Raw genomic sequence first — 23,378 nt, forward strand, 5'->3', positions numbered from 1 at the left:
GTCCGAATCCGTGTCCGAATCCGTGTCCGAATCCGCGTCCGAATCCGCGTCCGAATCCGTGTCCGAATCCGTGTCCGTGTCGGTCCCCCCGTCGAACCCCCCGTCGTTCGCCGAGCCGGCCTGGTCACCGCCGCTGCCGCACGCCGCGAGCGCGAGACCCAGTGCGCACGCCACCCCCAGCCGGAATCCGCTCATCTCGATTTCCTCCTCCCGAAAAGGTTATCATACTCTTCCTCGTCGCGCCCCACCCGCTCCCGTGCTACGGATCGGCCATGGTCAAGGTCCTGCACATCGAGGACGACACCGCGAACCGCGCGCTGGTGCGCAAGGTGCTCGGCGCGGCGGGGTTCACGGTCATCGAGGCCGGCGACGGCATCAGCGGCATCAAGAAGGCGCTCGTCTCGCAGCCGGACGTCATCCTCCTCGACATCGGGCTGCCGGACATGGACGGCTACGAGGTGACGCTCAAGCTCCGCGGCGAGCTCGCCGGGCGCGACGTGCCGATCGTCGCCATCACCGGGAAGGGCGACCGGAGGATGAGCGCCGCGGTCGGGTGCGACGGGCTGATCACCAAGCCTATCGACATCGCAGCCCTCCCCGATCAGGTGCGCGCGTTCCTCGACGGCTCCCACCGGGCGCGGGCGGACGCCCCGATGCTGCCGGACGAGAAGAACCTCCTCGTCGCGCAGAGCCACAAGCTCGCGTCCCGGCTCCAGGCCAAGATCGAGGAGCTCGAGCTCGCGAACAGGAGGCTGCTCGAGTCGGAGAAGGTGCGCGCCGAGTTCTACAGGAACGTGTCGCACGAGCTGTCGACGCCGCTCACCCCCGCGGTCGGGTACCTGAGCATGCTGCGCCGGGGCGAGCTCGGGCAGCTCCCGCCCGTGCAGCTCCGGGCGATCGAGTCGATCGACCGCGGCGTCAACCGCGTCCGCGCCCTCGTCGAGAACCTGCTCGACATGACGGCGCTCTGCACCGGCAAGATGTCGTTCTTCCCGCGGCCCTACGACTTCTTCGCCGCCGCCGCCGAGGCGATCGCGTCCACCCGGGACCGGTTCGAGGAGCGCCGCATCGCGCTCGAGGTCGAGCTCCCGGACGCTGCGTGCGTCGGCTACGGCGATCCGGACAAGCTGAAGCGCGCGATGATTCAGCTGCTCGAGAACGCTGTCAAGTTCTGCGGCGGCGACGACGGGCGGGCGCACGTCTGCGCGCGCAGCGAGCGCGGACGGTTCTCGTTCCTCGTGTACGACTCGGGGATGGGCATCCCCGAGGGCGAGCTCCAGTCGATCTTCAAGACCTTCTACCAGATCGACGGCTCGCCCACCCGCGAGCACGGCGGCGCGGGCATCGGGCTCGCGCTGGCGCGACGCATCGTCGAGCGGTTCGGCGGCGAGATCTGGGCCGAGTCCCCTCCCCTCTGCGAGGCCGAGCGGTTCGCCTGGGCGCACACGATGGTCGGCCTCTGGGTGCCCGAGCGGATGGCCGAGGACTCCCAGCCGTCCGTCCCGCCGTACGAGGAGTAGGCGCGGCCACAGAGCGTCACAGGGGCGATCAAGAGTCTTCACTCTTCTCATGACCTCGCTCTCCCTAACGCGAATTCTGCAGGGAGCAAGTGGGACGAAGGCAGAGTTGGGACTACTGAGACGTGGGGGACGGGTGGGATTGCCGGAGTCTTACTTGTCCTAATTGTCACCGCCGTCCCACCCTTCCTCGTCCTACTCGTTCGGGAAACCGCGCTCAGGTCTCCGGTGTGTGCATGTGCAGCCGCGAGTTCTCGTCGGCGGGGTCGATGTCGGCGGTGCCGCGGGTTTTCATGACAGAAACGCCACCCAGAAGGGGCGGCCCGCGGGTCACCTCTTTATTAATGCGGAAGGGCTCTGAGCAGCGCTTCGAGCCGGCCGCGCCGTCCGTCGGTGAGCTCCGCGTGTCGGAGCGCGATCCCGATCGCGTCCACAACCCGGTCTTTTCGAATCGGCTCCCCAAGCCTCCGAGCGGCGTCGAGCATCTCGGTGCAGTCCGCGAGGTCCGACTCCGTCAGCCTGTCGATCTTGAGGATCACGAACAGCGTCGCATCCGGCCGGAGGATGGTGGCGCTCTTCCCGGTGTGAACCTTCACCAGGCTCTCTCGCCAGCCCTCGACCCGCTGGAGAAAGTAGGCGCCCGCCTGGTTGATCGCCTCCACCGGCAGCCCGAGGCGCTCAGCGATCTCCATGAGGACGAGAGCCTGATCCATCTTCGCTTCGGGCGGGCCCGCCACGTCGATGTCCCATGTGACACGGCTCTCGACGCCCAGGAGCGGGAGCACCGCTCCGCCCATGACGACCCAGTCCCCTTGCAGTGAATCCGCCGCGAGCACGACGAACCTTTGCACCAGCTCTCTGTCGATTCCGGTCACAGGATCTCCGAGAGACGCCGCTCGGCGATCCGCTTGAGCTTGAGCATCCTGCCGGTCGGCTGTTCAGCTTTCAGGAGCCCGACGGCAGGCGAGCCCTCGAACCACTCCTCGTAACGGCTCGGGTAGCTCGTGGCGAGCGCCAGCACGAACGCCGCGAGGCACTCCCGCTTTCGTCCATCGCCCTCGCCGAGAGCGCGCGCCGCTGCTTCGAGAAGGTACGGTAACCGCTCGGCGGAAGGCCGGATCACGGCGTCACCCGTCTTGGAGAGCGGGACCCCGCAATCCGCGAGCGCGTCCCAGAGCGCTTCGTCGCTGTTCGCGTTCATGTCGTAGATTCTAGACGCTGCGGCGCTGATCGGCAATCCGTGCAGCGACGCGGAGAGGCTACGCGGCCGGTTCGGGCTCCGGGGCCGCCTTCTTCTTGTTCGGCAGCTCGAGGCCGTACTTGTACTTCTTGTCGACCGCCTTCAGGGCGAAGGCGAGCAGGATGGCGAGGGCGCCCAAGCCCGCGAAGCACAGCATCGGGATTCTGTAGTTGTACACGGCCGTCGTGTCGCCCGCTGCGACCCGCTCGGCGACGCCCGGGTTCACCTTCTCGAGGATCACGCCGATGGAGTACGGGACGGCCATGAGGCCGATGTTCTGGATCCAGAACACGAGCGCGAACGCGGAGCCGAGGTACCGCTCCTCCACAATCTTGGGCACCGACGGCCACATCGACGCCGGGATGAGCGAGAACGCGACGCCGAGCACCATGATCGCCACGATCGCGAGCGCCGTGTTGAGCGGCGCGAGCGCGAACGTCAGGTGCGCGCCCATGAGGAGGGCGGAGCCGAGGATCATGAACGTGGCGCCCTTGCCCTTGGTGTCGAGCAGGTACCCGAAGATCGGCGTGAGCAGGATCGTGCCGACCGGCAGGAGGCCCGAGATCATGCCGCCCATCTCCGGGGAGACGCCGAGCCGGTTCTGCATCATCGGCACCGCGTACTTGAGGAACGGGAACACGCCCGAGTAGAACAGCACGCACAGGAGCGAGATGATGAGGAACCCCGGGTTCCTGATGATCTTGACGAGGTCCGAGAGGTGGAACGCCTCGGACGGATCCGCGTCCGAGTAGCGGCCGGTCTGCTTGTCGAGCTTGCGATCCATGAACGTGTACGTGAGGAACGTGAGGAGCCCCACCGACAGGAGCGCCACGCCCAGCATCACGGGGTTGATGGGCGTGCCGTCGACGATCGGCTGCTCCCGGTAGCCGGCTATCGCCGCCGAGAAGAAGAAGGCGATCGAGGCGCCCATGCGCGCCGTGGCGAGCTGCATGCCCATGGCGAGCGCCATCTCCTTGCCCTTGAACCACTTCACCACCGCGCGGGACGTCGTGATGCCCTGCATCTCCACGCCCACGCCGAACATCGCGTAGCCGAGCGCCGCGAGCTTGGCGGTCGCCGGCATCTCGGGCCAGAAGGAGTCGAAGAAGGCGTAGCCGAAGCCGCCGTTCCTGTAGTACTCGGTGAGCGCGTACAGCTTGATGCCGCCGCCGGCGAGCATGACGCAGGCGGCGAGGAGCCCCGTGAACCGGATCCCCATCTTGTCGAGGATGATCCCGGACAGGATCAGGAAGCCACACACGTTGAGCATGTACTCCGAGCCGGAGAAGAAGCCGTAGTTGCTCGGCGTCCACGCGAGCTTCGTCTCGAGGAGCAGCTCGAGCGGCGCGATCGCGTCGACGAAGTAGTACGCTGCGAGCATCGTCAGCGACACGAGGACGAGCGCGGTCCAGCGCATCGCCTTCGAGTCGTTCATCAGCTTCTGGACTTTTTCGTTCATGGTTCTCGTGTGCCTCCGTGTTGCGGCGGGAGGATAGCAGAGGGCGGGATCCCGAAAAAGCGAATTTAGGACGCCTTGATCGCGCCGGCCGGGCCGGCTTCGCCGGATTCGATACGCGGTTGGCTAGATGTTCAGGAAGAGGGACAGGAGACCGGCGCGCGACCCGTGGCTGTCGGTCGCGGGCGCCATCGAGCAGCCCCAGGCGTTGCCATCGGCTTCGACCTCGACTTCGGCCTCGGCCTCGATGCTGATATCCAGGCTGAACCCGAACTCGCCCTCGATGTCAGACGCGCAGGCTTCGAGATCACTGGCGCTCGCCATGAACTGGCTGTCGCAGAAGATCGCGATCCCCGTCGTCTCGCAGTCGTCCTTGCACTCCTGGGTGATCTCCGTCTCGCACTCGGTGAAAACGTCCGTCTGGCAGGACACCTGGCACTCGACGTTCGCGATGCCCTCGCACGATCCCGAGCACGCGGTATCGCACATAGGCTCGCACACGACCTCGGTCTCGTCGTCGCACTGCTCACGGCAGTCCGCCGAACAGATCTGCGCGCACTGCGACCGGCACGGGCCTCCCACGCAGGTCGTGTTGCAGTCCTGCTGGCAGTCGGACATGCACAGCCCCATGCAGTTGGGCGGCGTCTCCGTCTCCTCTTGCGCCGTGCAGTCCGTCACGCACGTCGTCGAGCAGCCCGACTGGCACTCGATCTCGGCCTCGAAAGTGCAACCTCCGTCGCACGAGGTCGTCAGGCGCGACGCGCAGATCTTCTCCATCGTCGCCGGCGCGCACTCGACGTTGCACTCCTCGGTCGTGAGCACCTCGCAAGACGCCGCGGCGTCCAACTCGAGGACGATCCCGTTGCAGTGCTCCAGCCAGTTCGCGCTGGCCTCGCCCGCGAACCCCAGCGTGATCACCAGGGCGCCCACGCCCACCAGCACGACCCGTCTGTTCATGTTCGTCTTCATCTGTCTCGGTCCTCTCGATTTCATTGTGTGCGAAGTCACGTGGGCCAACGGCAGAACCCGCCCTCCGCAGTGTTGACGTCCGCTTGAAACGCAGCCGACTCGTGCAAGTGTCGGGCCATCGATGCGAGGCGCCTGTATTCGGATGGTTGCATCGCGGCTCCTGCCGCGCGCCGCGGTCGATCCGGTCAATGTGATGCAACGTGCTCTCCGATTCGGCGGGGGCGGTCGCGCGGGAGGGCGCCTTTTCAGTCGAACGGGTTCGGTTCCCACCCGCCCGACCTCCTTCGGTCGTGTTTCCCGGCGCGCTTCTTCTCCTGGAGCTTTGGCGGCGCGCGCTCCACGAGCGGCTCGGACACCACTTCCACCTCCCGATCCTCTTCGACCGCGACGTTCTCCTCCGGCATCGCCAGCGGCGGGGGCTCCGCGGCGGGCGAGATCTCCCCTCGCGGCGCTCGCGCCTCGATCGCCGGCGCTCGGTTCGATTCGCCGGAGGAGGACACGAACGCGCTCCCAGCTGTCAGCACGCCGAGGCCGGCCGCGAGGGCCAGCGGCACGACCAGGCGCTTCCGCCGCGTCCGGGGCAGCTCGTCGATCGCGGACGTCCCCGACATCAGCTCACTCTTGCGCTTCTTCCAGCGGTCCGGGTCCGGGCCCGGAGTCGATCCGAGGGGTTCTTGTTCGTTGGGCGCGGGCGGCGCCGGGATCCCCTGCAACGTCTTCAACACCGCGCTGCTCAGCAGATCCTGCGCGGCGAGCGCGATGAACGGGGTCAACGCCTGGAGCATCGCCTCGGCGGTCTGGTAGCGCTCGTCGCGCTCCCTGCGCATCGCCTTGTCGACGATCGCGACGAGCTCGAGAGGCAGATCCGGCACGATCTCGAGCATCGGTCTCGGCTCGTCGAGCAGGATCTTGCCGAACAGCGTCGCGTTGTCATCGTCGTCGTACGGAAGCGTGCCCGTCAACATCTCGTAGAGCATCACGCCGACACCCCAGATGTCGGTACGCGCGTCCACGTCGTTCGCGCCCCTGGCCTGCTCCGGCGAGAGGTAACACGGCGTGCCCATGATCTCTCCGTTGTGCGTCAGCCCGGGCCCGGACGTATCGATCTTTCCGATCTTCGCGATGCCGAAGTCGAGCAGCTTGACCTCGTGGCGGCCGCGCGAGTCCACGGCGAGGAACACGTTCCCCGCCTTGAGATCGCGGTGCACGATCCCCTTCTCGTGCGCCGCCCGCAGCGCCGACAGGACCTGGACCGCGATCGCCGCGGCTGGGGTGGGGGCGAGCCGCGTCTCGCAGCCGATGTGGTCAGCGAGGCTCATCCCCTTGAGCAGCTCCATCACGATGTAGACCGTCTTCTCGTCCTCGCGACCCACGTCAAAAATATCGACGATGTTCGGGTGTCCGATCTCGCTCGCGGCCTTTGCCTCGCGGAAGAAGCGCTCCACGACATCGGGATCCATGACGAATTCCACGGACAGGATCTTGAGCGCGACGTGGCGCGAGATGACGATGTGCTCGGCCTCGTAGACAGTACCCATGCCGCCGGCGCCGATGATTCGGACGATGCGGTACTTGCTGTCTATAACTCTGCCGATGCGGTCGCTCATCTCCGGTCATCGGAAGCACCTATTGTGCCATCGGATAATGCGTATGATTGCCGAGCGTTACGCAATCGCCCAACTGGCGCGAAGGCGCAATCTGTCATCATGGGGCACCGCTTCGTTCATTTTGATTGGGAGAAAGGAACCGACGGAGTCGCGCGCCCTACGCCCTCACTCGCACTCGGGGCCGTCCTGCGTGTCGTTGTTCGGGTCGAGGGCGAGCGCGCCGTTCGCGTCGCAGGTCGCGGCGTCCTCGTCGCAGTCGGTGAGCGCGAGCACGCCCGCGCAGGTCGTCCCGCCGTCGAGCTTCACCATCTTGAAGTAGGTGTGGGCCGGGCAGCCGTCGTCGGCGATCGTCGCGTCCGCGTTGGCGCACAAGACCTGCGTGGCGGCGAGGATCTCCTGATCGGAGCCGTGCTCGGCGATCGTCCCGGCGATCGTCGCCGCGTCCGCGATCTCCCCGTCGAGGCGCGACCACGAGCGCACGGCGACGTAGACGTCGCAGTTGATGATGCCCCCCGCCTGCGTGTGCGAGGTGATGCCGGGGTGGCCGTCCTCGTCCTGGTCGCACTGGCCGGCGCCGCACTCCTCGGGGCACGGCGTCGCATCGGCGGCGTCCACCGGGCCGACGGGCAGCGGATCGTTCTCTGCATCGCACAGGTTGGCGCCGTTGACCGTGAACCCCGTGTCGGTGGCGAACGGCGTCCCGGCCGCGCTCGACGCGACCGTCGCGTGCCGCACCGACCGGTGCATGTGATCGACGGTGTTCTGGGGGATCTCGACGATCGGGCTGAGCGGCCCGCCGCCGGTCTTGACCTTCGCGAGGCACGGGGTCTCGGTGAGCGTGAGGTTGCCCGCGCCGTCCGAAGCGATCTCGACGAGCGCCCAGCCGCGCGACGAGGACCACTGCTCGCCGATGAGCTCGATCCCCGTGTCCGTGAGGATCGCGGTGACCGCGAGCAGGCCCCAGAACCCCTCGAGCGCGGCGCCGGGATCGGCGTCCGAGTCCGTGTCCGTGTCGGTATCCGAATCCGTATCGGCGTCCGTGTCCGTGTCGGCATCGGTGTCGCCGTCCGTGTCCGTATCCCCGCCCGCCGAGCCGCCGTCGTCCCCGCACGATGCCGTGACGACGACAAACGCCCCGATACATAGTCCGAGCACGACCTCTCGCATGGTGTCCTCCTCGTTGATGTTGGGACGACTATATCACGTCAGAGCGGCGCGGGCGGCGCGGTACCTGTCCATTAGGGCGCGGCGGCCCTCGGGGGTGGTCGCCTGCGCGCGCCAGGACGGCGGCAGGAAGTCGACCTCGGTCGCCTCGATCACCGAGGCGATCGTCTGGAGTCGCTTCTCGTCCGTCTCGGCGGACGGCATGAACTCCGCGAGCGCCTTGGCCAGGTGCGCGCCGCTCACCTCGGCCTTGTCCTCGAGGAGCGCGAGCCGCTTGGCCCGCGTCGCGACGGCCTCGATGTCGGCGCCGGAGAGGGTGATCCCGGCGGGCATCGGCGGCACCTCCTCCGCGGCGATGTCGATGCCGTTCTTCTTCCCCATGGCGACGAACATCGCGCGAAACGCGTCCTCGCTCTCCGGGTAGAACAGCGGGATGTGCACCTCGCAGCGCCCCTGGCGCTTGAGATCGATGGGCAGAAGGTCCGGCCGGCAGGTGAGCAGGAACCAGAGGATCTTGCCGCGGTAGTCCGTGTTCCCCATCTGCGCCGCGAACTGCCCGAACACCCGGCTCGAGGTGCCGCTGTCGCCCCCCGCCTCGCGATCCCCGAGCATGGCGTCCGCCTCGTCGATGATCACCGCGACCGGCCCCATCACGCGGAGCACCTTGAGGATCTTCTCGAGGTTGCCCTCGGTCTCGCCGACGTACTTCGAGCGGAAGTTGAGCAGCTTCACGCACGGGATGCCGATCGAGCCGGCGTAGCACTCGGCGAGGAACGTCTTGCCCGTGCCGACGGGCCCGCTGAACAGGTACCCCATCGGCACCGCGTCGAGCCGCCCGCGGGCGACGAGCTGGGCGTCCTCGCGCAGCCGCTTCACGGCGGCGTCCTGCCCGACGACGAGATCGAGGGTGTGCCGCGGCTCGACGAACTCGACGAGCCCCTGGCACTCCGCCTCGATCATCTGCTTCTTGTACGCCTTGAGATCGCCGAGCGAGATCCGCTGCTTGCCGCGGATCGCGCGCTGCAGGAGCCCCTGCAGGTGCACGAGCGTCATGCCGGCCGTGAGCGGGGCGAGCTCGGCCGCTCCGAGGTCGCACAGCGCCCCGAAGTCGCGCCCAGCCGTGCTCCACTCGATGAAGCGCAGCCGCTCGCCCGAGTCCGGGAACGGGATCTCGACCCGCGAGACGTGGGCGTTGCGCGTCAGCGACTCGTGGAGGTCGGACAGGCGCTCGGAGATCAGGCAGAACGCGAACGGCGCCCGCTTGAAGTAGGGGCTGCGCGCCCAGTTGAGCAGCGTCGCGAGCGCCGCGGCGAGATCGCGGGCGGTGGTGGAGACCGACGCGGACGGCACCAGGAAGTGGGCGTAGTCGAACAGGAGCGCGATCGACGGCCGCTGCCCCTCGCGCAGGAGCGCGAGCTCGAGGTACTTGTCGAGGAGCGCGAACACCTTGCTCGGCTCGCGCAGCTCCCGGAGCTGCTCGACCGCCCCCACGAACCGCTCGACGTGCTTGTTGATGGTGTCGAGGCGCGCCTTCGAGCTCGCGAGCGCCCGCGGCCCTCGCACCTGATCGTAGTACAGCACCGAGTCCCACTGCCCGAACAGCTGCGCCGCGAGGAACTCCGGCAGCGTCGCGTACGTGACCTCGTCCCGCCGCTCCACCCGCACGAGGTCGTTCACGTTCCCGTGGACGAGGAACATCTGCCCGCCGCCCTCGTGGATCTCCTCGAGCCGCCTCGCCCACGCGGGGAGGCCGCCCGCCGCGCCGTTCTCGCTCACTCGTCCTCCGTCGTCTCGAGCGGATCGTCGAGGAGGTCGGGCGTCGGCTCGTCCTCCCGGCCGAAGCCGGTCAGGAAGTCGAGCTCGCTCATCGCCTGCTCGCTCGTCTGCACCGACGCCGCCACGCTGTCGACCTCGCTCGTGATGAAGTTCGGATCCTGCCTGTTGATCGAGAGCTCGCTGAGCCCCGCGATCTTCGTGGAGAGCCGCACGAGCTCGTCCTTGATGAACTCGTAGTTCTCGCGCGCCTTCCCGTGGTTCTCGAGCCTGAGGCGCGACGTGTCGATCTGGTCCTGCAGCGACGCACGCCGGCGCCCGCTCGTGGGCGTGTCCTGCTCGGCCGGGCCGAGCTCGGCGAGGCGCCCCTCCGCGCGCTCGATGTCGCCCTCGATCGCCGCGACGTCGATCGTCCGGAAGAAGCGCTCCACGGCGCTCTTGGAGTAGAGGAGCTTCAGGTAGATCCACAGGAGGCGGTTCACGCCGCTGCCCTGCAGGCCGGCGGCGATCGGCGCGGCGCCGGGGTCGGCCTCGCCGGTCACCCGGCTCGCGATCGTCCGCAGCTCCACGCACTGCCGCCGCAGCCGCTCGTAGGCCGCGCGGTCGTGCGTCGGGAGCGCGTCGAGCATCGCGCGCCGCCGCGACTCCGCCGCCACCGCGTCGCCCGCGCTCCGCGCCTTGTGCTCCTCGGCGTCGATCGCGTCCTGGAACCGGCGGTTCGCCGAGAGCGTCCCGAGGAAGAGCAGCTCGCCCGCCGCGACGATCGGCAGCGCGATGTCCGGGCGCCCGGAGATGATCCCGGCGGCGACCGCGGCGCCGAGGACGAGCAGGTTCCACTTCAGGAGGAACGCCCGCTTCACGTAGCCGAGGAAGCCCTGCCGACCCGCCATCGCCTACTCCCTGCCCTCGCCGAGCTGCTCGATGCGCGTCCGCAGCTCGTTCGCGACCTTCTGGAACTCCGGGTCCTGCTGCATCTCGGCCGCCGGCCGCGCCGGGAACGGCACCGGCAGCTCCTCGAGGAGGCGTCCCGGCGAGTTGGAGAACACGAAGCAGCGATCGCCGAGGTACACCGCCTCGGTCAGGCTGTGCGTGACGAAGAAGACGGTCGACTCGACCTCCTTCCACAGGTCCACGAGCAGATCCTGCATGTGGAGCCGGGTCGTGGGATCGAGGGCGCCGAACGGCTCGTCCATGAGGACGATGCGCGGCTTCAGGATCAGCGTCCGCGCGATGGCGACGCGCTGCCGCATGCCGCCGGACAGCTCGTTCGGGTACTTCCGCTCGTCTTCAGCGACCTTCAGCCCGACCCGGTTGATCCAGTGCCGCGCCTCCTCGAACCGCTCCTTGCGCCCCGCCCCGCGACACTCGAGCCCGAAGGCGACGTTGTCGAGCACCGTGCGGTTGTCGAACGACGTGTACGACTGGAACACCATGCCCCGATCCGGCCCCGGGCCCTGCACGGGCTCGCCGCGCACGAGCACCTCGCCGCTCGTCGGCGGGAAGTGCGGCTCGAGGCCCGCGATGATGCGCAGCACCGTCGACTTGCCGCACCCCGACGGCCCGACCATCGTGATCAGCTCGCCCTTGCCCGGGAGGTCGTCGACCCGGAACGTGACGCCGCGGATCGCCGTGAAGGCGTCGGCCCTGCCCTGGTTGAACGTCTTGGTGACGTCCCGCATCTCGACGACCGGCGGCCTTGAATCCATCGTCACTCCTCGCCCTGGGTCAACCCCGCCCGTACCTGTACGGGAACAGCCGGCGCTGCACGAAGTAGAGCACGCGATCGAGCACGAACGCGACCACCGTGATGAACAGGAGGATGAGGTACACGTGCTCCCGCGGGCCGCGGCGCTGGGACTGCATGATGAGCACGCCGATGCCGCTGTCCATGTCGAGCGCCTCGGCGACGATGATGTAGCCGAACGCGAGCCCGAACAGGAGCCGGATCGAGTTGAAGATGTCCGGCATGGCGAGCGGGATCACGACCTTCAAGAGCGTCTGCCAGCGCGACGCGCCGAGCGTGTACGCGGTGTCGAGGTAGTCGGAGGCCACGTCGCCCACGGCGCGGGAGGCGTCGAACAGGACGAACGCGACGCACGCGATGAACAGGAACCCGATCTTCGGCGCCTCGCCCGTCCCGAACCACAGGAGCGCGAGCGGGACGAGCGCGACGACCGGCACGTTGCGGCCGAAGATGGAGATCGGCGCGAAGAACGCGTCGACCCGCTTGAACGCGCCGCACAGGATCCCGATCGGCACCCCGACGAGCACCGCCAGGCCGAACCCCTGGAGCACGCGCCACAGGCTCACCGCGAGGTTGCGCGTGAGCGCCCGATCGAACCAGAGGCTCGGGAACGATCCGAACACCTCCGCCGGGCTCCCGAGCGCGTACGGCGAGACGATCCTGTCCGCCGCGGTCTCGCCGCGCGTGACGTACCACCACAGCGCCGCGATGCCCGCGAGGCAGAGCGCCGCCATGAAGACGCGGCCGAAGATCGTCGGCTCGTCCCGGATCTTGAAGAAGCCCGAGAAGAAGCCGGCGAGCGGGTTCTTCCCCTGTGTCACTGCGCCTCGAGCGGGTAGACCTTCACCTCGACGCGCCGGTTCTTGGCGTGGTTGCCGGCGTCGTTGTCGTCGGCCGGCACGTCCCAGCCCATCCCCGCCGCGGTGAACTGGTTCGGCTGCAGCGTCTTGTACTTGTTGACGAGCGCCTCCTTGACGGCGTTCGCGCGCTGCGTCGACAGATCCTTGACCGCCGAGTCGGGCACCTGCCCCTTCATCGAGGCGTCCGTGTGCCCCTCGATGATGATCCGCGACGCGCCGTACTGGGCCGCCAGCTTGCCGATCTCCTCGAGCACGAAGCCCACGTTCGGGTCGTACGGCTTCTTCACCGTCTTCTCGCCCTCCTGGACCTCGATCACCTTGTCGATCTCGGACGAGTTCGGGAAGAAGTGGATCACCACGGTCTTGGTCAGGATCTCGCCGGACTCGGCCTTGATCGCGGAGACGGCGCGCGGCGTGAAGGTGACGGTGTACTCGTCCTTCTGGCTCGCGTACTTCTCGTCCTTGCCGAGCTTCTGGATGAGGCTGAAGTCCATCACCTGGTCGAACGCGGTCTTCTGCGCGACCTGGCCGATCTTCTTGTAGAGGTAGTACGCCGTCTCCCACGTGCGCTCGAAGTTCGCCGGGTTATTCTGGTTCATGAAGAACTCCCGGTTCTCGGCGTAGTTCGTCCAGTGCGCGTCGCCGAGCATGGCGAGCGCCTCGGACGGCTGGATCGAGTAGCCCTTGCCCAGCAGCGAAGCGACCTTCTGCTTGTTGGCGTCGTCCTTGAGGGCGACCATGGCGTCGAAGATCCCGCGCACGATCCCCTCGAGGATCGGCATGTTGTCCTTGGCGAAGTCGGCGCGGGCGAACCACACGTCCGCGATCAGCTTGTTCGCGGTCTGCGTCGTGACGAGCAGCTTGTTGCCCTTCACGTCGGCGAGGTTGTAGATGTCCGGCGCCCAGGACACGACCGCCGAGATGTTCTTGTCCGCGTTGAACGCCGCGGCCGCCTGGAACGCGTCCGCCGTGAACTTGAAGTTCACCTCCGCCGGCTGCACGCCCGCGTTGATGAGCGCGTTGAGGAGGAAGTAGTGCGACGGCGAGTTCTGCGCGAGCACGACCGTCTTGCCCCGCAGGTCGCCGATGTTCTCGACGCCGCGGCCGACGATGCCGTCGCCGCCGTTCGACCAGTCGATCTGCTGGAAGACGCGCGGCATGACGCGGGAGTCCTTGCGCAGCTCCTCGAGGAAGAGCGGCACCATGTCGAGCGTGGCCCAGCCGATGTGCACGTTGCCGGCGGCGTACGAGTCGCGCATCGCGACCGGGTCGTCGATGAGCACGAGCTCGACCTTGAACTTCTTGCCGTCCGCGGCGGTCCACTCCTTCCCAGGCTGGAACCCGTCGTTGGCGAACACGATGGGCGCCCAGCCGGCCCACACGTTGATCGCGAACCGCACGACGCCCTTCTGGAGCGGCTTGTACGACGCGGTGCCCTCGACCGGCGGCAGCTTCGCCGACGGCACGAAGTTGTACTCCTTGACCGTGGTCGGCGCGTTGCCGTCCGGCGCCTCGGCGTCCGCCTTGGCCGCCCCGGCCTGGAGCTTCGCGAGCTCGTCCGCGTCGATCTTGGCGATGTCGTCCTTCTTCCCCTCGGGCGCGAGGAACTCAAACCAGCCCCCTTTGTAACCCGCGAACCCGATGAGCCCCAGCACGCACAGGACCAAGAGAATCCAGAACGCCGGCTTCGGCCCGCCACCCGTCGTCTTCGTCGTATCCATAGAGCTCCTCCTCCTCGGTTAGGACTTCTTCTCGAACTCGGCGAGCGCCTTCTCGGCGTCCTGCTCGGGTCCGAGGCCCTTCGTCGTCACGTCGATCTTCGCGGTCTCGGGCGTCTTCATGCCCATCTCGACCTCGAACTTGGACAGGAGATCCTCCGCCATCGCCGCCTCGACGCGCTTCTCGGCCTCGATCTCCTCGATCCCCTGCTCGGACATGTCCGAGGCGACCCGCACCTTGGCGCGGTTCAGGTCGATCTTCTCCTGCACGAGCTGCTCGACCTCGCCGAAGTCGGTCGTCACGTTGAAGTTGAACGACTCGCTCAGCTTCGCGATCTCGGCCTCGGCCTGCGACATCTTGAGATCCGCCTCGTACGTCTTGATCTTCTCGCGCACGTTCGCGAGGCTCTTCGAGGCGTGCTTAATCTTTTCGACGTTGTTGCTGTACGACTTCTCGTGCAGCGCGAGCTGCGCCCTGTTCTCCTCGAGCTCCCTCTGCGTCTCGGAGAGCTGCACCGCGACCTGCCCCGCGATCTTCCGGTCGCCGGTCTTGAGGTACGCCTTGACCTTCGCGGTCAGCGTCTCGACCTTCTTCTCGCCGATCGCCACCTGGCGCGTGACCCGCTCGACGAGCGCGCGGTACTGCTCGAGCCCCTCGCGGCCCTCCTTGAGTTGCACCACCGACCTGTCGTACTCGAGCTGCATCTGGGCGATGGGATCGCGCGACCAGAGGAAGTTGGCGATCTTGTTGATCTGGGCGGAAAAGGCGTTCCACAGCTTCCCCATGTCGACCTCCGGTTCGCGGGGCCGGCGCCTGCGCGGCCCGCCGCTCGTACGTCTCGAAGAACACGGAATCTATCGCGTCGGTCGGGGCCAGTCAAACAGGGCGAGCCCTCGCGCGCCGTGAGGGGACGCCTCGGCGCACCGCGTCAGGTCGCGCTGGAGGTCTCGGGTGTGGTCGGTGTCGATGCGGTCGGCGAAACCGGCGGCGGCAGCACTTCGCTCAGCGAATGATTAGTAAACTTTTAAGGACCGTCCCCGGTTCCTTCGTCCCCGGTTCCTTAAGGACCGTCCCCGGTTCCCCGGTTCCCCCGGTTCCTCATCGGTGTCGGTATCCGAATCCGAGTCGGTGTCGGTGCCGGTCCCCGAGTCCGGAGAGCCGCCGTCGTCGTCGCCGCAGGCGACGAGCAAGAAGATGCGCGGCATTTCCCCCTCCTGACGGCGCGCGGCGCCGATTCATCTAGCAATGGACGAATTGTATCGGGTGGCGGCCCCGGCCGCAACGGGTTCTCTCGAAGAGGGACGGTCCCTCGAAGAGGGACGGTCCTTAATAGTTTACTAATCCTTCGGTTATCGCAATATCGACGTGCGCTCTCATCGGTCTCGCTCCCGCCTCACGACGACGACTCTCGGAATCGCCTCTCGGTTCAATTCGTCACCCGGCGACGTCGCTTCCTCAACGATACACAACCCGTCGAGCACCGCGCGGACGATCTCCTGCTCCTCGCGCGAGAGCCCGCGATCGCGGAGCCTCGACAACATCTGGCTCGTCGCGCTGCTGCCCGCTCCTATGGCGGCGCAGACGTCCGCTTGCGGACGCCCGAGGCGCATGACCCACACCCACGCGGCCAGCGCGCGTGCGCGTGCGACCTCCACCGTTCTCGTTTTCGCCACCGCGAGCGATGTCTCCATGCCCATCGATTCGAAAACCCTACCCACGACCTGCGCGGCGCTCAGCTCCGCCGATACCGAACGGCGCGTTCGGTGCCGGCTCACCTGCTCGAGGAGCGCGTCGCGGACGAAGTCGTCCGGCCCGAGCACCGGGTAACACAGCTCGACCCCCGCCCCCATCACGCGGCGGATCCTGCGGGACAGCTCGCGCGTCACCTCGCCTGAAAACTCGGCGCGGCGAGGCTCGTGACGATCTTCGTCGACAAACGCGGCGAGCTCCCGGCGCGCGAGGACGCGCTCCGCCCCGTCCTCACCGAGCAACGCGCCCACCGCGAGCCACGGCGGGGCTTCCTCCAACCCGAGATACGCGCGGTGGCTCGACCAATCGCTGTCGGCGGCGCGCTCCACGAGCCCGGCCCGCACGGGGTTATTGTGAACATATCGCAAGAGGGCGAGACCGTGCGTCTCGGCGTGCACCAGCACGCTCTTCGGGCGATCGGCGAACACTGCGCCGAGGCCATTGCGCCTCGCATTTACCCACTGCGCGAATCCGGAGTGCACCGATTTGGTGAAACGCCCGAGCGGATCCGCACCGAGCTGCAGTACCAAGTGAACGTGCGAGGACATCAAGCAGTACGCGATGACCCTTGCCGAGGACTTTTTCGCGGCAACGCCGAGAAAGCGCAGGTACGCGGCGCGGGCGCCTTCCAGATTCATGTAGTACTCGCCGTCGCGGAATCGCGAGATGACGTGGAACAAACCGCCGACGACGTGGGGACGCGCATACCTCGGCATCGCGTCAGAGTGACAGTGCGTCGGCTCCCGGTCAATTAGTAAACTTTTAAGGACCGTCCCTCATCACTTCCGCTATCCTGCCACGATGCCGATGGAGAAGATCCTGGTGGTCGAGGACGAGGCGGACCTCGTCGAGCTCATCCGGTACAACCTCGCCAAGGAGGGGTTCCAGGTCCGCGACGCGGGCACCGGCGAGGCGGCGCTCCGGCTCGCGACAGCGGAGCCGTTCGACGTCGTCCTGCTCGACCTCATGCTGCCCGGCATCGACGGGCTCGAGGTCTGCCGCAGGCTCAAGGCCGATCCGCGGACCGGACGCCTCCCGATCATCATGGTGACCGCCAAGGGCGAGGACGCGGACGTCGTCGCCGGGCTCTCGCTCGGCGCGGACGACTACGTCGCCAAGCCGTTCTCCCCCAAGGTGCTCGTGGCCCGCGTGCGCGCGGTGCTGCGCCGGATCGAGGCCGCGTCGGGGCCGCAGCCCGAGATCCTCGTCGTCGGCGAGATCTCCATCTCGAAGGAGCGGCGGGAGGTGCTCGTACGCGGGCGTCCCGCCGGGCTCACGACCCGCGAGTTCGACCTGCTCGCGCTGCTCGCGCATCGACGCGGTTGGGTGTTCACGCGCGGCCAGATCGTCGACGCCGTGTGCGGCGAGGATCGGGACGTCACCGACAGGGCCGTGGACGTGCAGATCGTCGGCCTGCGCCGGAAGCTGGGAACGGCGGGCAAGCTGGTCGAGACCGTCCGCGGCATCGGCTACAGGCTGAAGGACTGAGCGCATGAAGAAGCGACGCTCGCTGATCTGGTTCCTGTACCCGGCGTTCCTCGCGGTGGTGCTCGCGACGCTGATCGCCGCTGCCTGGAACGTCTCCGGCATGATCGAGCGCTGGAGCCTCGAGCAGACCGAGGTGTCGCTCGAGGCGGAGGCGTGGCTGTTCTCGGCGGCCGCCGAGCAGCTGCTCGCGCCTTCGCGGGAAGGAGAGCTGCAGCGTCTCTGCCAGGGGTACGGCCGGCGCACCGGGATCCGGCTCACGGTGGTCCTCCCGGACGGGACGGTGATCGCCGACAGCGAGGAGGACCCCGCCCGGCTCGAGAGCCACGCCGACCGGCCCGAGATCGGGACCGCGCGCGCCGGCAGGGTCGGGACGGCGGTCCGCCCGAGCGTGACGACGAAGCGCGACACGTTCTACGTCGCCGTGCCGATCCGGGCGGACGACGGCGTGCGCGCCGTGGCCCGCGCCGCGGTGCCGATGGCGCAGGTGCACGAGCTGTACGAGTCCGAGCTCGCGAGCATGGCGGCCGGCGGTGTCATCGTGCTCGCCTTCGCCGCGATCCTCGCCTGGCTCGTCGCCCTCTTGCTGAACCGGCCGCTGCGCCGCTTGCGGACGGGGATCGACAGGTTCGGCGCCGGCGAGCTCTCCCACCGCCTGTTCGTCTCCGGGATAGAGGAATACGGCGCGCTCGCCGAGGCGATGAACCGGATGGCCGGCCAGCTCGAGGAGCGGGTGCGCACGATCACGGAGCAGCGCAACGAGCTCGAGGCGGTGCTCGCGGGGATGGCGGAGGCGGTGATCGTCGTCGACGCGGACGACAGGCTCGTGCGCATGAACCGCGCGGCGGGGCTCCTGTTCGGCGTCAACCCGGAGGGGGTCCGCGGCAAGGCGCTCTACCGCGTCCTGCGCGATCCGGATCTCACCAACCTTCTGAACAAGACCCGGGCCGGCGCGGACGTCGTCGAGGCGGAGATCGCGCCGCGCGTCACCGGCGAGCGGATCCTCCAGGCCCACGGGACCCACCTGCCGGACGATCGCGGCCGCCCGGCCGGCGCGCTCGTCGTGCTGCACGACGTGACCCGCCTGAAGAAGCTCGAGACGATGCGGCGCGAGTTCGTGGCGAACGTGTCCCACGAGCTGCGCACGCCGATCACGAGCATCAAGGGGTTCGTGGAGACGCTCAAGGACGGCGCGCTCGCGGACCCGGAGAACGCGCGGAAGTTCCTCGACATCGTCGCCCGCCACGCGGACAGGCTGAACGCGATCATCGAGGACCTCCTCTCGCTGAGCCGGCTGGAGCGCGAGGCGGAGCTCGGCGAGATCGTCCGTGAGCCCGCGCGGCTCAGGCCGATCCTCGAGGCCGCGATCGCCCTGTGCGCGCCGCTCGCGAGGGAGCGGAAGATCCGCGTCGACCTCGACTGCGACGGCGCGCTCGAGGCCCGGGTCAACCCGGCCCTCCTGGAGCAGGCCGCGGTCAACCTCCTGGACAACGCCCTGAAGTTCAGCGGGCCCGAGACGACGACGCGGGTGGCCGCGCGCCGGGACGAGGCGTCCCGGGAGATCGCGATCGAGATCCGGGATCAAGGCTGCGGCATCCCGGCGGAGCACATCCCGCGCATCTTCGAGCGGTTCTACCGGGTCGACAAGGCGCGCAGCCGCACCCACGGCGGCACCGGGCTCGGGCTCGCCATCGTCAAGCACATCGCCCAGGTGCACGACGGCTTTGTCAACGTCGATAGCGAAGTCGGCAAGGGGAGCGGCTTCACGATCCGGCTCCCGGGGTGAAGCCGGCCCCGGTCGGGGTTGACATTAGTTAAGCATATGCTTAACTAACCAGCATGACCGAGGCTTCGAAAGAGCGCGTGCGGGACGCGGAGCAGGTGGCGGCGCTCCTGAAGTGCCTCGCCCACCCCGCGCGGCTGATGGCCGTCTGTCACCTGCTGCGCGGGGAGCGGTACGCCTCGGAGCTGTCCGATCGCCTGGGAACCACGAAGGCCAACCTCTCGCAGCACCTCGCGGCGCTCATGGCAGCGGGGGTGCTGTCCCGCGAGGAGCGGGGCAACCGCAACTACTACACGCTCGCCGACGACCGCGTCAGGGGACTGATAGCGTTCCTGGAGGCGAGCTTCTGCCCAGACGGCGGCCTGACCGCCAAGGAGAAAACCGATGCCCGACCTGAAAGACGTGAAAGCCCAGAAGACCGTCGACGCGCGCGCCATGGCCTGCCCCGGCCCGCTGCTCGAGGCGAAGAAGGCGATCGGCGGCGTCGCGGTGGGTGAGGTCCTCGAGATCCTGTCCGGCGACAAGGGGAGCCGGGAGGACATCCCCGCGTGGTGCAAGAAGACCGGGCACGAGTACATGGGCGTCCTCGAGCGCGACGGGCACGACGCGCTGTTCCTGCGGCGCAAGAAGTGATGCACGAGAAGATCCTGCTCGTGACGACCAACTCGAGCTCGTACCCCGGCGCGAACACCGTCGGCCAGGCGCGGCTCCAGTACTCGCCGGACGCGTACATCATCCGCGTGCCGGACCCGGTCATGCTGCCCGAGAGCTTCTACCTCGACGGCTTCGCCAAGGGCCTCGGCGGGATCATCGTCATGAGCTCGGGCTCGGACTGCCCGTACGAGGGCGCGTACCCGAGGCTCGCGGAGCGGATCAACCGGGTCTACGTCCAGATGCGCGAGCGCGGCATCGCGGCCGGCCGCCTCAAGCTGACGACGATCTGCACCGTCTGCAAGGCGGCGTTCCTCAAGGAGATCGACGAGATGCGCAAGACGTTGGACGGGCTCGAGGCCGGGGGCGCGCCGTGAGGGCGGACGCCCTCGTCGTCGGCGCAGGGATCGCCGGCCTCCAGGCCGCGCTCGATCTCGCGGATCGCGGTCGGAAGGTCGTGATCGTCGAGCGGGAGCCCAGCATCGGCGGCCGGATGATCAACCTGTCGAAGGTCTTCCCGACGCTCGACTGCGCGAGCTGCATCACGACGCCGCGCATGGCCCAGGCGGCGCACCACGAGGGGATCACGACGCTCACGTTCTCGGAGATCGAGGCGCTGCGCGACGTCGACGGGCGGTTCGCGGCGACGATCGTGCGGAAGCCCCGGCACGTCCGTGAGGCCGACTGCATCGGCTGCAAGCGGTGCGAGGAGGCCTGCCCGATCTTCCTGCGCGACGACTTCGAGCACGGCCTCGGCGCCAAGAAGGCGATCTCGATCCCGTTCACGAACGCCATCCCGCAGCTGCCGGTGCTGGATCTCGAGCACTGCACGCTGTGCGGCGCCTGCGCCCGCGCGTGCCCGACGGACTGCATCGACTACGATCAGCAGCCCGAGCGGCTCGAGGTCGAGGTGGGCGCGGTGATCGTCGCCAGCGGCTACGATCTGACGCCCAAGGACGCGAAGCCGCAGTACGGCGCGGGCCGCTTCCCCAACGTCATCACCTCGCTCCAGGCGGAGCGCCTGCTGGCGCCGCACGGGCCGTTCGGCAAGGCGCTGCGCCCTTCGGACGGCAAGCTGCCCGACAACATCGCGTTCGTCCAGTGCGCCGGCTCCCGCGACGCGAGCCTGGGCGTGCCCTACTGCTCGCGGGTCTGCTGCATGTACGCCATCAAGCAGGCGATGCTGCTCTCGGGCTCGCTGCCGCTCGCGGACATCACGATCTACTACATGGACATCCGCGCGTTCGGCAAAGGCTACGAGCAGTTCTTCCAGAACGCCAAGGCGATGGGGATAAGCTTCGTGAAGGCCAAGGTCGGCCGGATCCGGGAGATCGAGGATCACGACCTCGAGCTGCGCATCGAGCGCCAGGAGGACGCGAGCGATCCGGCGACCGCGCGCCACGACCTCGTGATCCTCTCGCTCGGCCTCGCGCCGAGCAGCCCGTCCGCGCTGCCGATCTGCGGGATCGCGGCGGCCGAGGACGGCTTCGCGCTCGCGCCCGACGCCCCGCTGGCCCCGACGCGGACGACGCGGCGCGGGGTCTTCGCCGCCGGCGCGGCGACCGGGCCGAAGGACATCGTGGACACGGTGGTGGAGGCGAGCGCCGCCGCGGCGGAGGTCGAGGCGTGGCTCCTGGAGAGCGGGTGGCGGGCATGAGCGAGAAGAAGCGGCCGCGCGTCGGCGTGTACGTGTGCCACTGCGGAGGCAACATTTCGGACGTCGTCGACGTGAAGAAGGTCGCGGAGGCGCTGTCGAGCCGCGGCGAGGTGAGCGTCTCCCGCGAGTACGCCTTCATGTGCTCCGACGCCGGCCAGAAGCTGATCACGGAGGACCTCGAAGCCGGCCGCATCGATCGGGCCGTCGTCGCGGCCTGCTCGCCGGCGCTGCACGAGCTGACCTTCCGCAAGGTGCTCGAGCGATCGTCGAAGAACCCTTTCCTGTTCGAGCACGTGAACATTCGGGAGCAGGCGAGCTGGGTCCACAAGGGGGAGCCCGCCCAGGCGACGCGGAAGGCGATCCGGCTCGCAAAGGCGGGCGTCGCCAAGGTCGCGCTCCAGGAGCCGCTCGATCCCATCCGCGTGACCGCGACGCACCGGGCGCTGGTCGTCGGCGGCGGGCCGTCCGGGCTGGCCTCCGCTCTCGCGCTGGGCCGAGCGGGGATCGACGTCACGCTGGTGGAGCGCGGTCCGGCGCTCGGCGGCCGGCTCGCGGAGCTCGGCGCGGTCTACCCGGAGCGCCGCGAGGCGAGCGATCTCGTCGCGCGGCTCGCCGACGCCGTGGCCACGGACCCGCACATCCGCGTCGCGCTCGAGACCGAGGTCCAGAGCGTCGGCGGCTACGTGGGCCGGTTCGAGGCCGCGCTCTCGAACGGCGAGCGCGTGGCGGCCGGGGCCCTGATCCTCGCCACCGGCGCCGACAGCTACGCGCCCGCAAAAGGGGAGCTCGGATACGGCGAGCCCGGGGTCGTGACGCTCCCGGAGCTCACCCGCGCCCTCGCGGAGACGGCCGGCGACGGGCGGGCGCTGCGGGTGGCCGGGCGCGAGGTGCGCAGCGTCGCGTTCATCCACTGCGTGGGGAGCCGCCAGGTCGAGGGACGGCACCCGGCGCAGCCCGACGGCAAGGTGAACGACTACTGCTCCAGGATCTGCTGCACGGCGGCGCTGCACGCGGCCGACGAGATCGCCCGGCGCTTCCCGGGGGTCCGGATCCTCGACGTCTACCGCGACATCCGGACGTACGGCCGCGGCCACGAGGCGATCTACGAGCGCGTCTCCCGTGCCGGGGCGCTGTTCTTCAGGCTCGCCGACGACGGGGATCCGACGATCGAGGCGGGCCGCGTCACCCTGCGCGACGTCCTCACCTGGAACGAGGAGGTCTCCTTCGCCGCCGATCTCGTGGTGCTGGTCACCGGCGTCGTCGCCCGCCCCATCCCGGCGCTCGTCGAGTCGCTCAAGCTCCCCCGCGGCGCGGATCGCTTCCTGCAGGAGGCGCACCCGAAGCTCCGGCCGGTCGAGATCCTGACCGCCGGGATCTTCCTCGCCGGGGCGTGCCAGGCGCCCATGGACCTCGTGGAGGCGATCACCGCCGGACAAGGGGCCGCCGCGAAGGCGTCGATCCTGCTCGGCCAAGACGAGATCCTGCTCGACCCGTTCGTCGCCGTGGTCGACGAGCCGCGCTGCGACGGGTGCGAGAAGTGCATCGCCGAGTGCGCCTACACAGGCGCGATCTTCATGAACGCCCGCCGCCGCGCGGAGGTGAACCCGGCGCTCTGCAAGGGCTGCGGCGCCTGCGTGCCCGCCTGCCCGCGCCGGGCGATCGACGTCGCCGGCTGGTCGCTCGCCCAGCTCGAGGCGATGGTCGACGCCATCGTGGAGGACGCGCCATGAGCATGTCTGCGACGACGAAGGCCGCGCTCGACGCGGCGAAGGCGAAGCGGGGGCCGACCCCGGCCGCGCTCCTCGAGCGGCAGAAGGAGACGACGCGGCTGCACCGGCGGATCCTCGAGGCGCTCGCAGAGGAGCGGACCGTGCCCGAGCTCGCGGAGGCGACCGGGATCGACGCCGCGGAGCTGATGTTCCACGTCAACGCCCTGCGCAAGTACGGCAAGGTGGAGGACGCCGGCAAGCGCGGCGACTACCTCACCTACCGGCGCAAGTGAGG

The 23,378-nt window shown here is 68.6% G+C and carries 23 protein-coding genes; 8 read left to right on the forward strand and 15 right to left on the reverse strand.

Annotated elements, in window-relative coordinates:
- A partial coding sequence (locus tag M0R80_11270; GenBank protein MCK9460210.1) for a hypothetical protein occupies nt 1-195 on the reverse strand: 195 nt, incomplete at its 3' end.
- A 77-nt stretch (nt 196-272) separates the two neighbouring features.
- Here M0R80_11270 and M0R80_11275 point away from each other — a divergent pair.
- On the forward strand, nt 273-1,520 hold the full coding sequence (locus M0R80_11275; protein ID MCK9460211.1) for a hybrid sensor histidine kinase/response regulator: 1,248 nt from the start codon (nt 273-275) through the stop codon (nt 1,518-1,520).
- A gap of 338 nt (nt 1,521-1,858) precedes the next feature.
- Here M0R80_11275 and M0R80_11280 read toward each other — a convergent pair whose 3' ends face one another.
- The 14 genes from M0R80_11280 to M0R80_11345 all read right to left on the reverse strand — a co-directional run bounded on the left by M0R80_11280 (nt 1,859) and on the right by M0R80_11345 (nt 16,514).
- Entirely contained in the window at nt 1,859-2,392 is a 534-nt protein-coding gene (locus tag M0R80_11280; protein ID MCK9460212.1) for a hypothetical protein, read from the reverse strand.
- A complete protein-coding gene (locus M0R80_11285) occupies nt 2,389-2,718 on the reverse strand; it encodes a hypothetical protein (GenBank protein ID MCK9460213.1) in 330 nt (109 codons plus the stop codon). Before M0R80_11285 ends, M0R80_11280 begins: the two co-directional genes overlap by 4 nt.
- Before the next feature lie 58 nt (nt 2,719-2,776).
- Nucleotides 2,777-4,216, reverse strand: a complete 1,440-nt coding sequence (locus tag M0R80_11290) for an MFS transporter (GenBank protein ID MCK9460214.1) — start codon at nt 4,214-4,216, stop codon at nt 2,777-2,779.
- 123 nt (nt 4,217-4,339) lie between these two features.
- The gene (locus tag M0R80_11295) at nt 4,340-5,182 is read right to left on the reverse strand and encodes a hypothetical protein (GenBank protein MCK9460215.1); all 843 of its coding nucleotides are present in this window, start codon (nt 5,180-5,182) and stop codon (nt 4,340-4,342) included.
- 245 nt (nt 5,183-5,427) lie between these two features.
- Nucleotides 5,428-6,789 carry a serine/threonine protein kinase gene (locus M0R80_11300; protein MCK9460216.1) on the reverse strand — a complete coding sequence of 454 codons (1,362 nt, stop codon included), beginning with the start codon at nt 6,787-6,789 and terminating at the stop codon, nt 5,428-5,430.
- Between the two features lie 165 nt (nt 6,790-6,954).
- A complete protein-coding gene (locus M0R80_11305; protein MCK9460217.1) occupies nt 6,955-7,956 on the reverse strand; it encodes a hypothetical protein in 1,002 nt (333 codons plus the stop codon).
- A gap of 33 nt (nt 7,957-7,989) precedes the next feature.
- Nucleotides 7,990-9,729 carry an AAA family ATPase gene (locus M0R80_11310; protein ID MCK9460218.1) on the reverse strand — a complete coding sequence of 580 codons (1,740 nt, stop codon included), beginning with the start codon at nt 9,727-9,729 and terminating at the stop codon, nt 7,990-7,992.
- Entirely contained in the window at nt 9,726-10,616 is an 891-nt protein-coding gene (locus M0R80_11315) for a hypothetical protein (GenBank protein MCK9460219.1), read from the reverse strand. The genes M0R80_11310 and M0R80_11315 overlap by 4 nt, the downstream gene beginning before the upstream one ends.
- 3 nt (nt 10,617-10,619) lie before the next feature.
- Nucleotides 10,620-11,432, reverse strand: coding sequence for an ABC transporter ATP-binding protein (locus M0R80_11320; GenBank protein ID MCK9460220.1), 813 nt, complete (start codon nt 11,430-11,432; stop codon nt 10,620-10,622).
- 19 nt (nt 11,433-11,451) lie between these two features.
- Nucleotides 11,452-12,291, reverse strand: a complete 840-nt coding sequence (locus tag M0R80_11325; protein MCK9460221.1) for an ABC transporter permease — start codon at nt 12,289-12,291, stop codon at nt 11,452-11,454.
- The gene (locus tag M0R80_11330) at nt 12,288-14,051 is read right to left on the reverse strand and encodes a phosphate ABC transporter substrate-binding/OmpA family protein (GenBank protein ID MCK9460222.1); all 1,764 of its coding nucleotides are present in this window, start codon (nt 14,049-14,051) and stop codon (nt 12,288-12,290) included. Before M0R80_11330 ends, M0R80_11325 begins: the two co-directional genes overlap by 4 nt.
- A gap of 18 nt (nt 14,052-14,069) precedes the next feature.
- Complete coding sequence (locus tag M0R80_11335; GenBank protein ID MCK9460223.1) at nt 14,070-14,834, reverse strand: hypothetical protein; 765 nt, start codon at nt 14,832-14,834, stop codon at nt 14,070-14,072.
- Nucleotides 14,835-15,062: 228 nt separating this feature from the next.
- Nucleotides 15,063-15,254 (reverse strand): hypothetical protein, encoded by a 192-nt coding sequence (locus M0R80_11340; GenBank protein MCK9460224.1) that lies wholly within the window; start codon nt 15,252-15,254, stop codon nt 15,063-15,065.
- A gap of 168 nt (nt 15,255-15,422) precedes the next feature.
- Nucleotides 15,423-16,514: a hypothetical protein gene (locus M0R80_11345; GenBank protein MCK9460225.1), complete on the reverse strand. Its 1,092-nt coding sequence runs from the start codon at nt 16,512-16,514 to the stop codon at nt 15,423-15,425.
- Between the two features lie 85 nt (nt 16,515-16,599).
- Between M0R80_11345 and M0R80_11350 the strand changes: the two genes are divergently transcribed.
- The 7 genes from M0R80_11350 (at nt 16,600) to M0R80_11380 (ending at nt 23,376) form a co-directional block, all read left to right on the forward strand.
- On the forward strand, nt 16,600-17,286 hold the full coding sequence (locus M0R80_11350; GenBank protein MCK9460226.1) for a response regulator transcription factor: 687 nt from the start codon (nt 16,600-16,602) through the stop codon (nt 17,284-17,286).
- Nucleotides 17,287-17,290: 4 nt separating this feature from the next.
- The gene (locus M0R80_11355) at nt 17,291-19,069 is read left to right on the forward strand and encodes an ATP-binding protein (protein MCK9460227.1); all 1,779 of its coding nucleotides are present in this window, start codon (nt 17,291-17,293) and stop codon (nt 19,067-19,069) included.
- 381 nt (nt 19,070-19,450) lie between these two features.
- Nucleotides 19,451-19,699, forward strand: a complete 249-nt coding sequence (locus tag M0R80_11360) for a sulfurtransferase TusA family protein (protein MCK9460228.1) — start codon at nt 19,451-19,453, stop codon at nt 19,697-19,699.
- Nucleotides 19,699-20,094, forward strand: a complete 396-nt coding sequence (locus M0R80_11365; protein ID MCK9460229.1) for a hydrogenase iron-sulfur subunit — start codon at nt 19,699-19,701, stop codon at nt 20,092-20,094. The genes M0R80_11360 and M0R80_11365 overlap by 1 nt, the downstream gene beginning before the upstream one ends.
- Nucleotides 20,091-21,374, forward strand: coding sequence for a CoB--CoM heterodisulfide reductase iron-sulfur subunit A family protein (locus M0R80_11370; GenBank protein MCK9460230.1), 1,284 nt, complete (start codon nt 20,091-20,093; stop codon nt 21,372-21,374). The genes M0R80_11365 and M0R80_11370 overlap by 4 nt, the downstream gene beginning before the upstream one ends.
- Nucleotides 21,371-23,104: a CoB--CoM heterodisulfide reductase iron-sulfur subunit A family protein gene (locus tag M0R80_11375; GenBank protein MCK9460231.1), complete on the forward strand. Its 1,734-nt coding sequence runs from the start codon at nt 21,371-21,373 to the stop codon at nt 23,102-23,104. The genes M0R80_11370 and M0R80_11375 overlap by 4 nt, the downstream gene beginning before the upstream one ends.
- A complete protein-coding gene (locus M0R80_11380) occupies nt 23,101-23,376 on the forward strand; it encodes a transcriptional regulator (protein ID MCK9460232.1) in 276 nt (91 codons plus the stop codon). The genes M0R80_11375 and M0R80_11380 overlap by 4 nt, the downstream gene beginning before the upstream one ends.
- The last annotated feature ends 2 nt before the right edge of the window (nt 23,377-23,378 follow it).

This window comes from Pseudomonadota bacterium, assembly GCA_023229365.1.
Taxonomy (GTDB): domain Bacteria; phylum Myxococcota_A; class Polyangia; order JAAYKL01; family JAAYKL01; genus JALNZK01.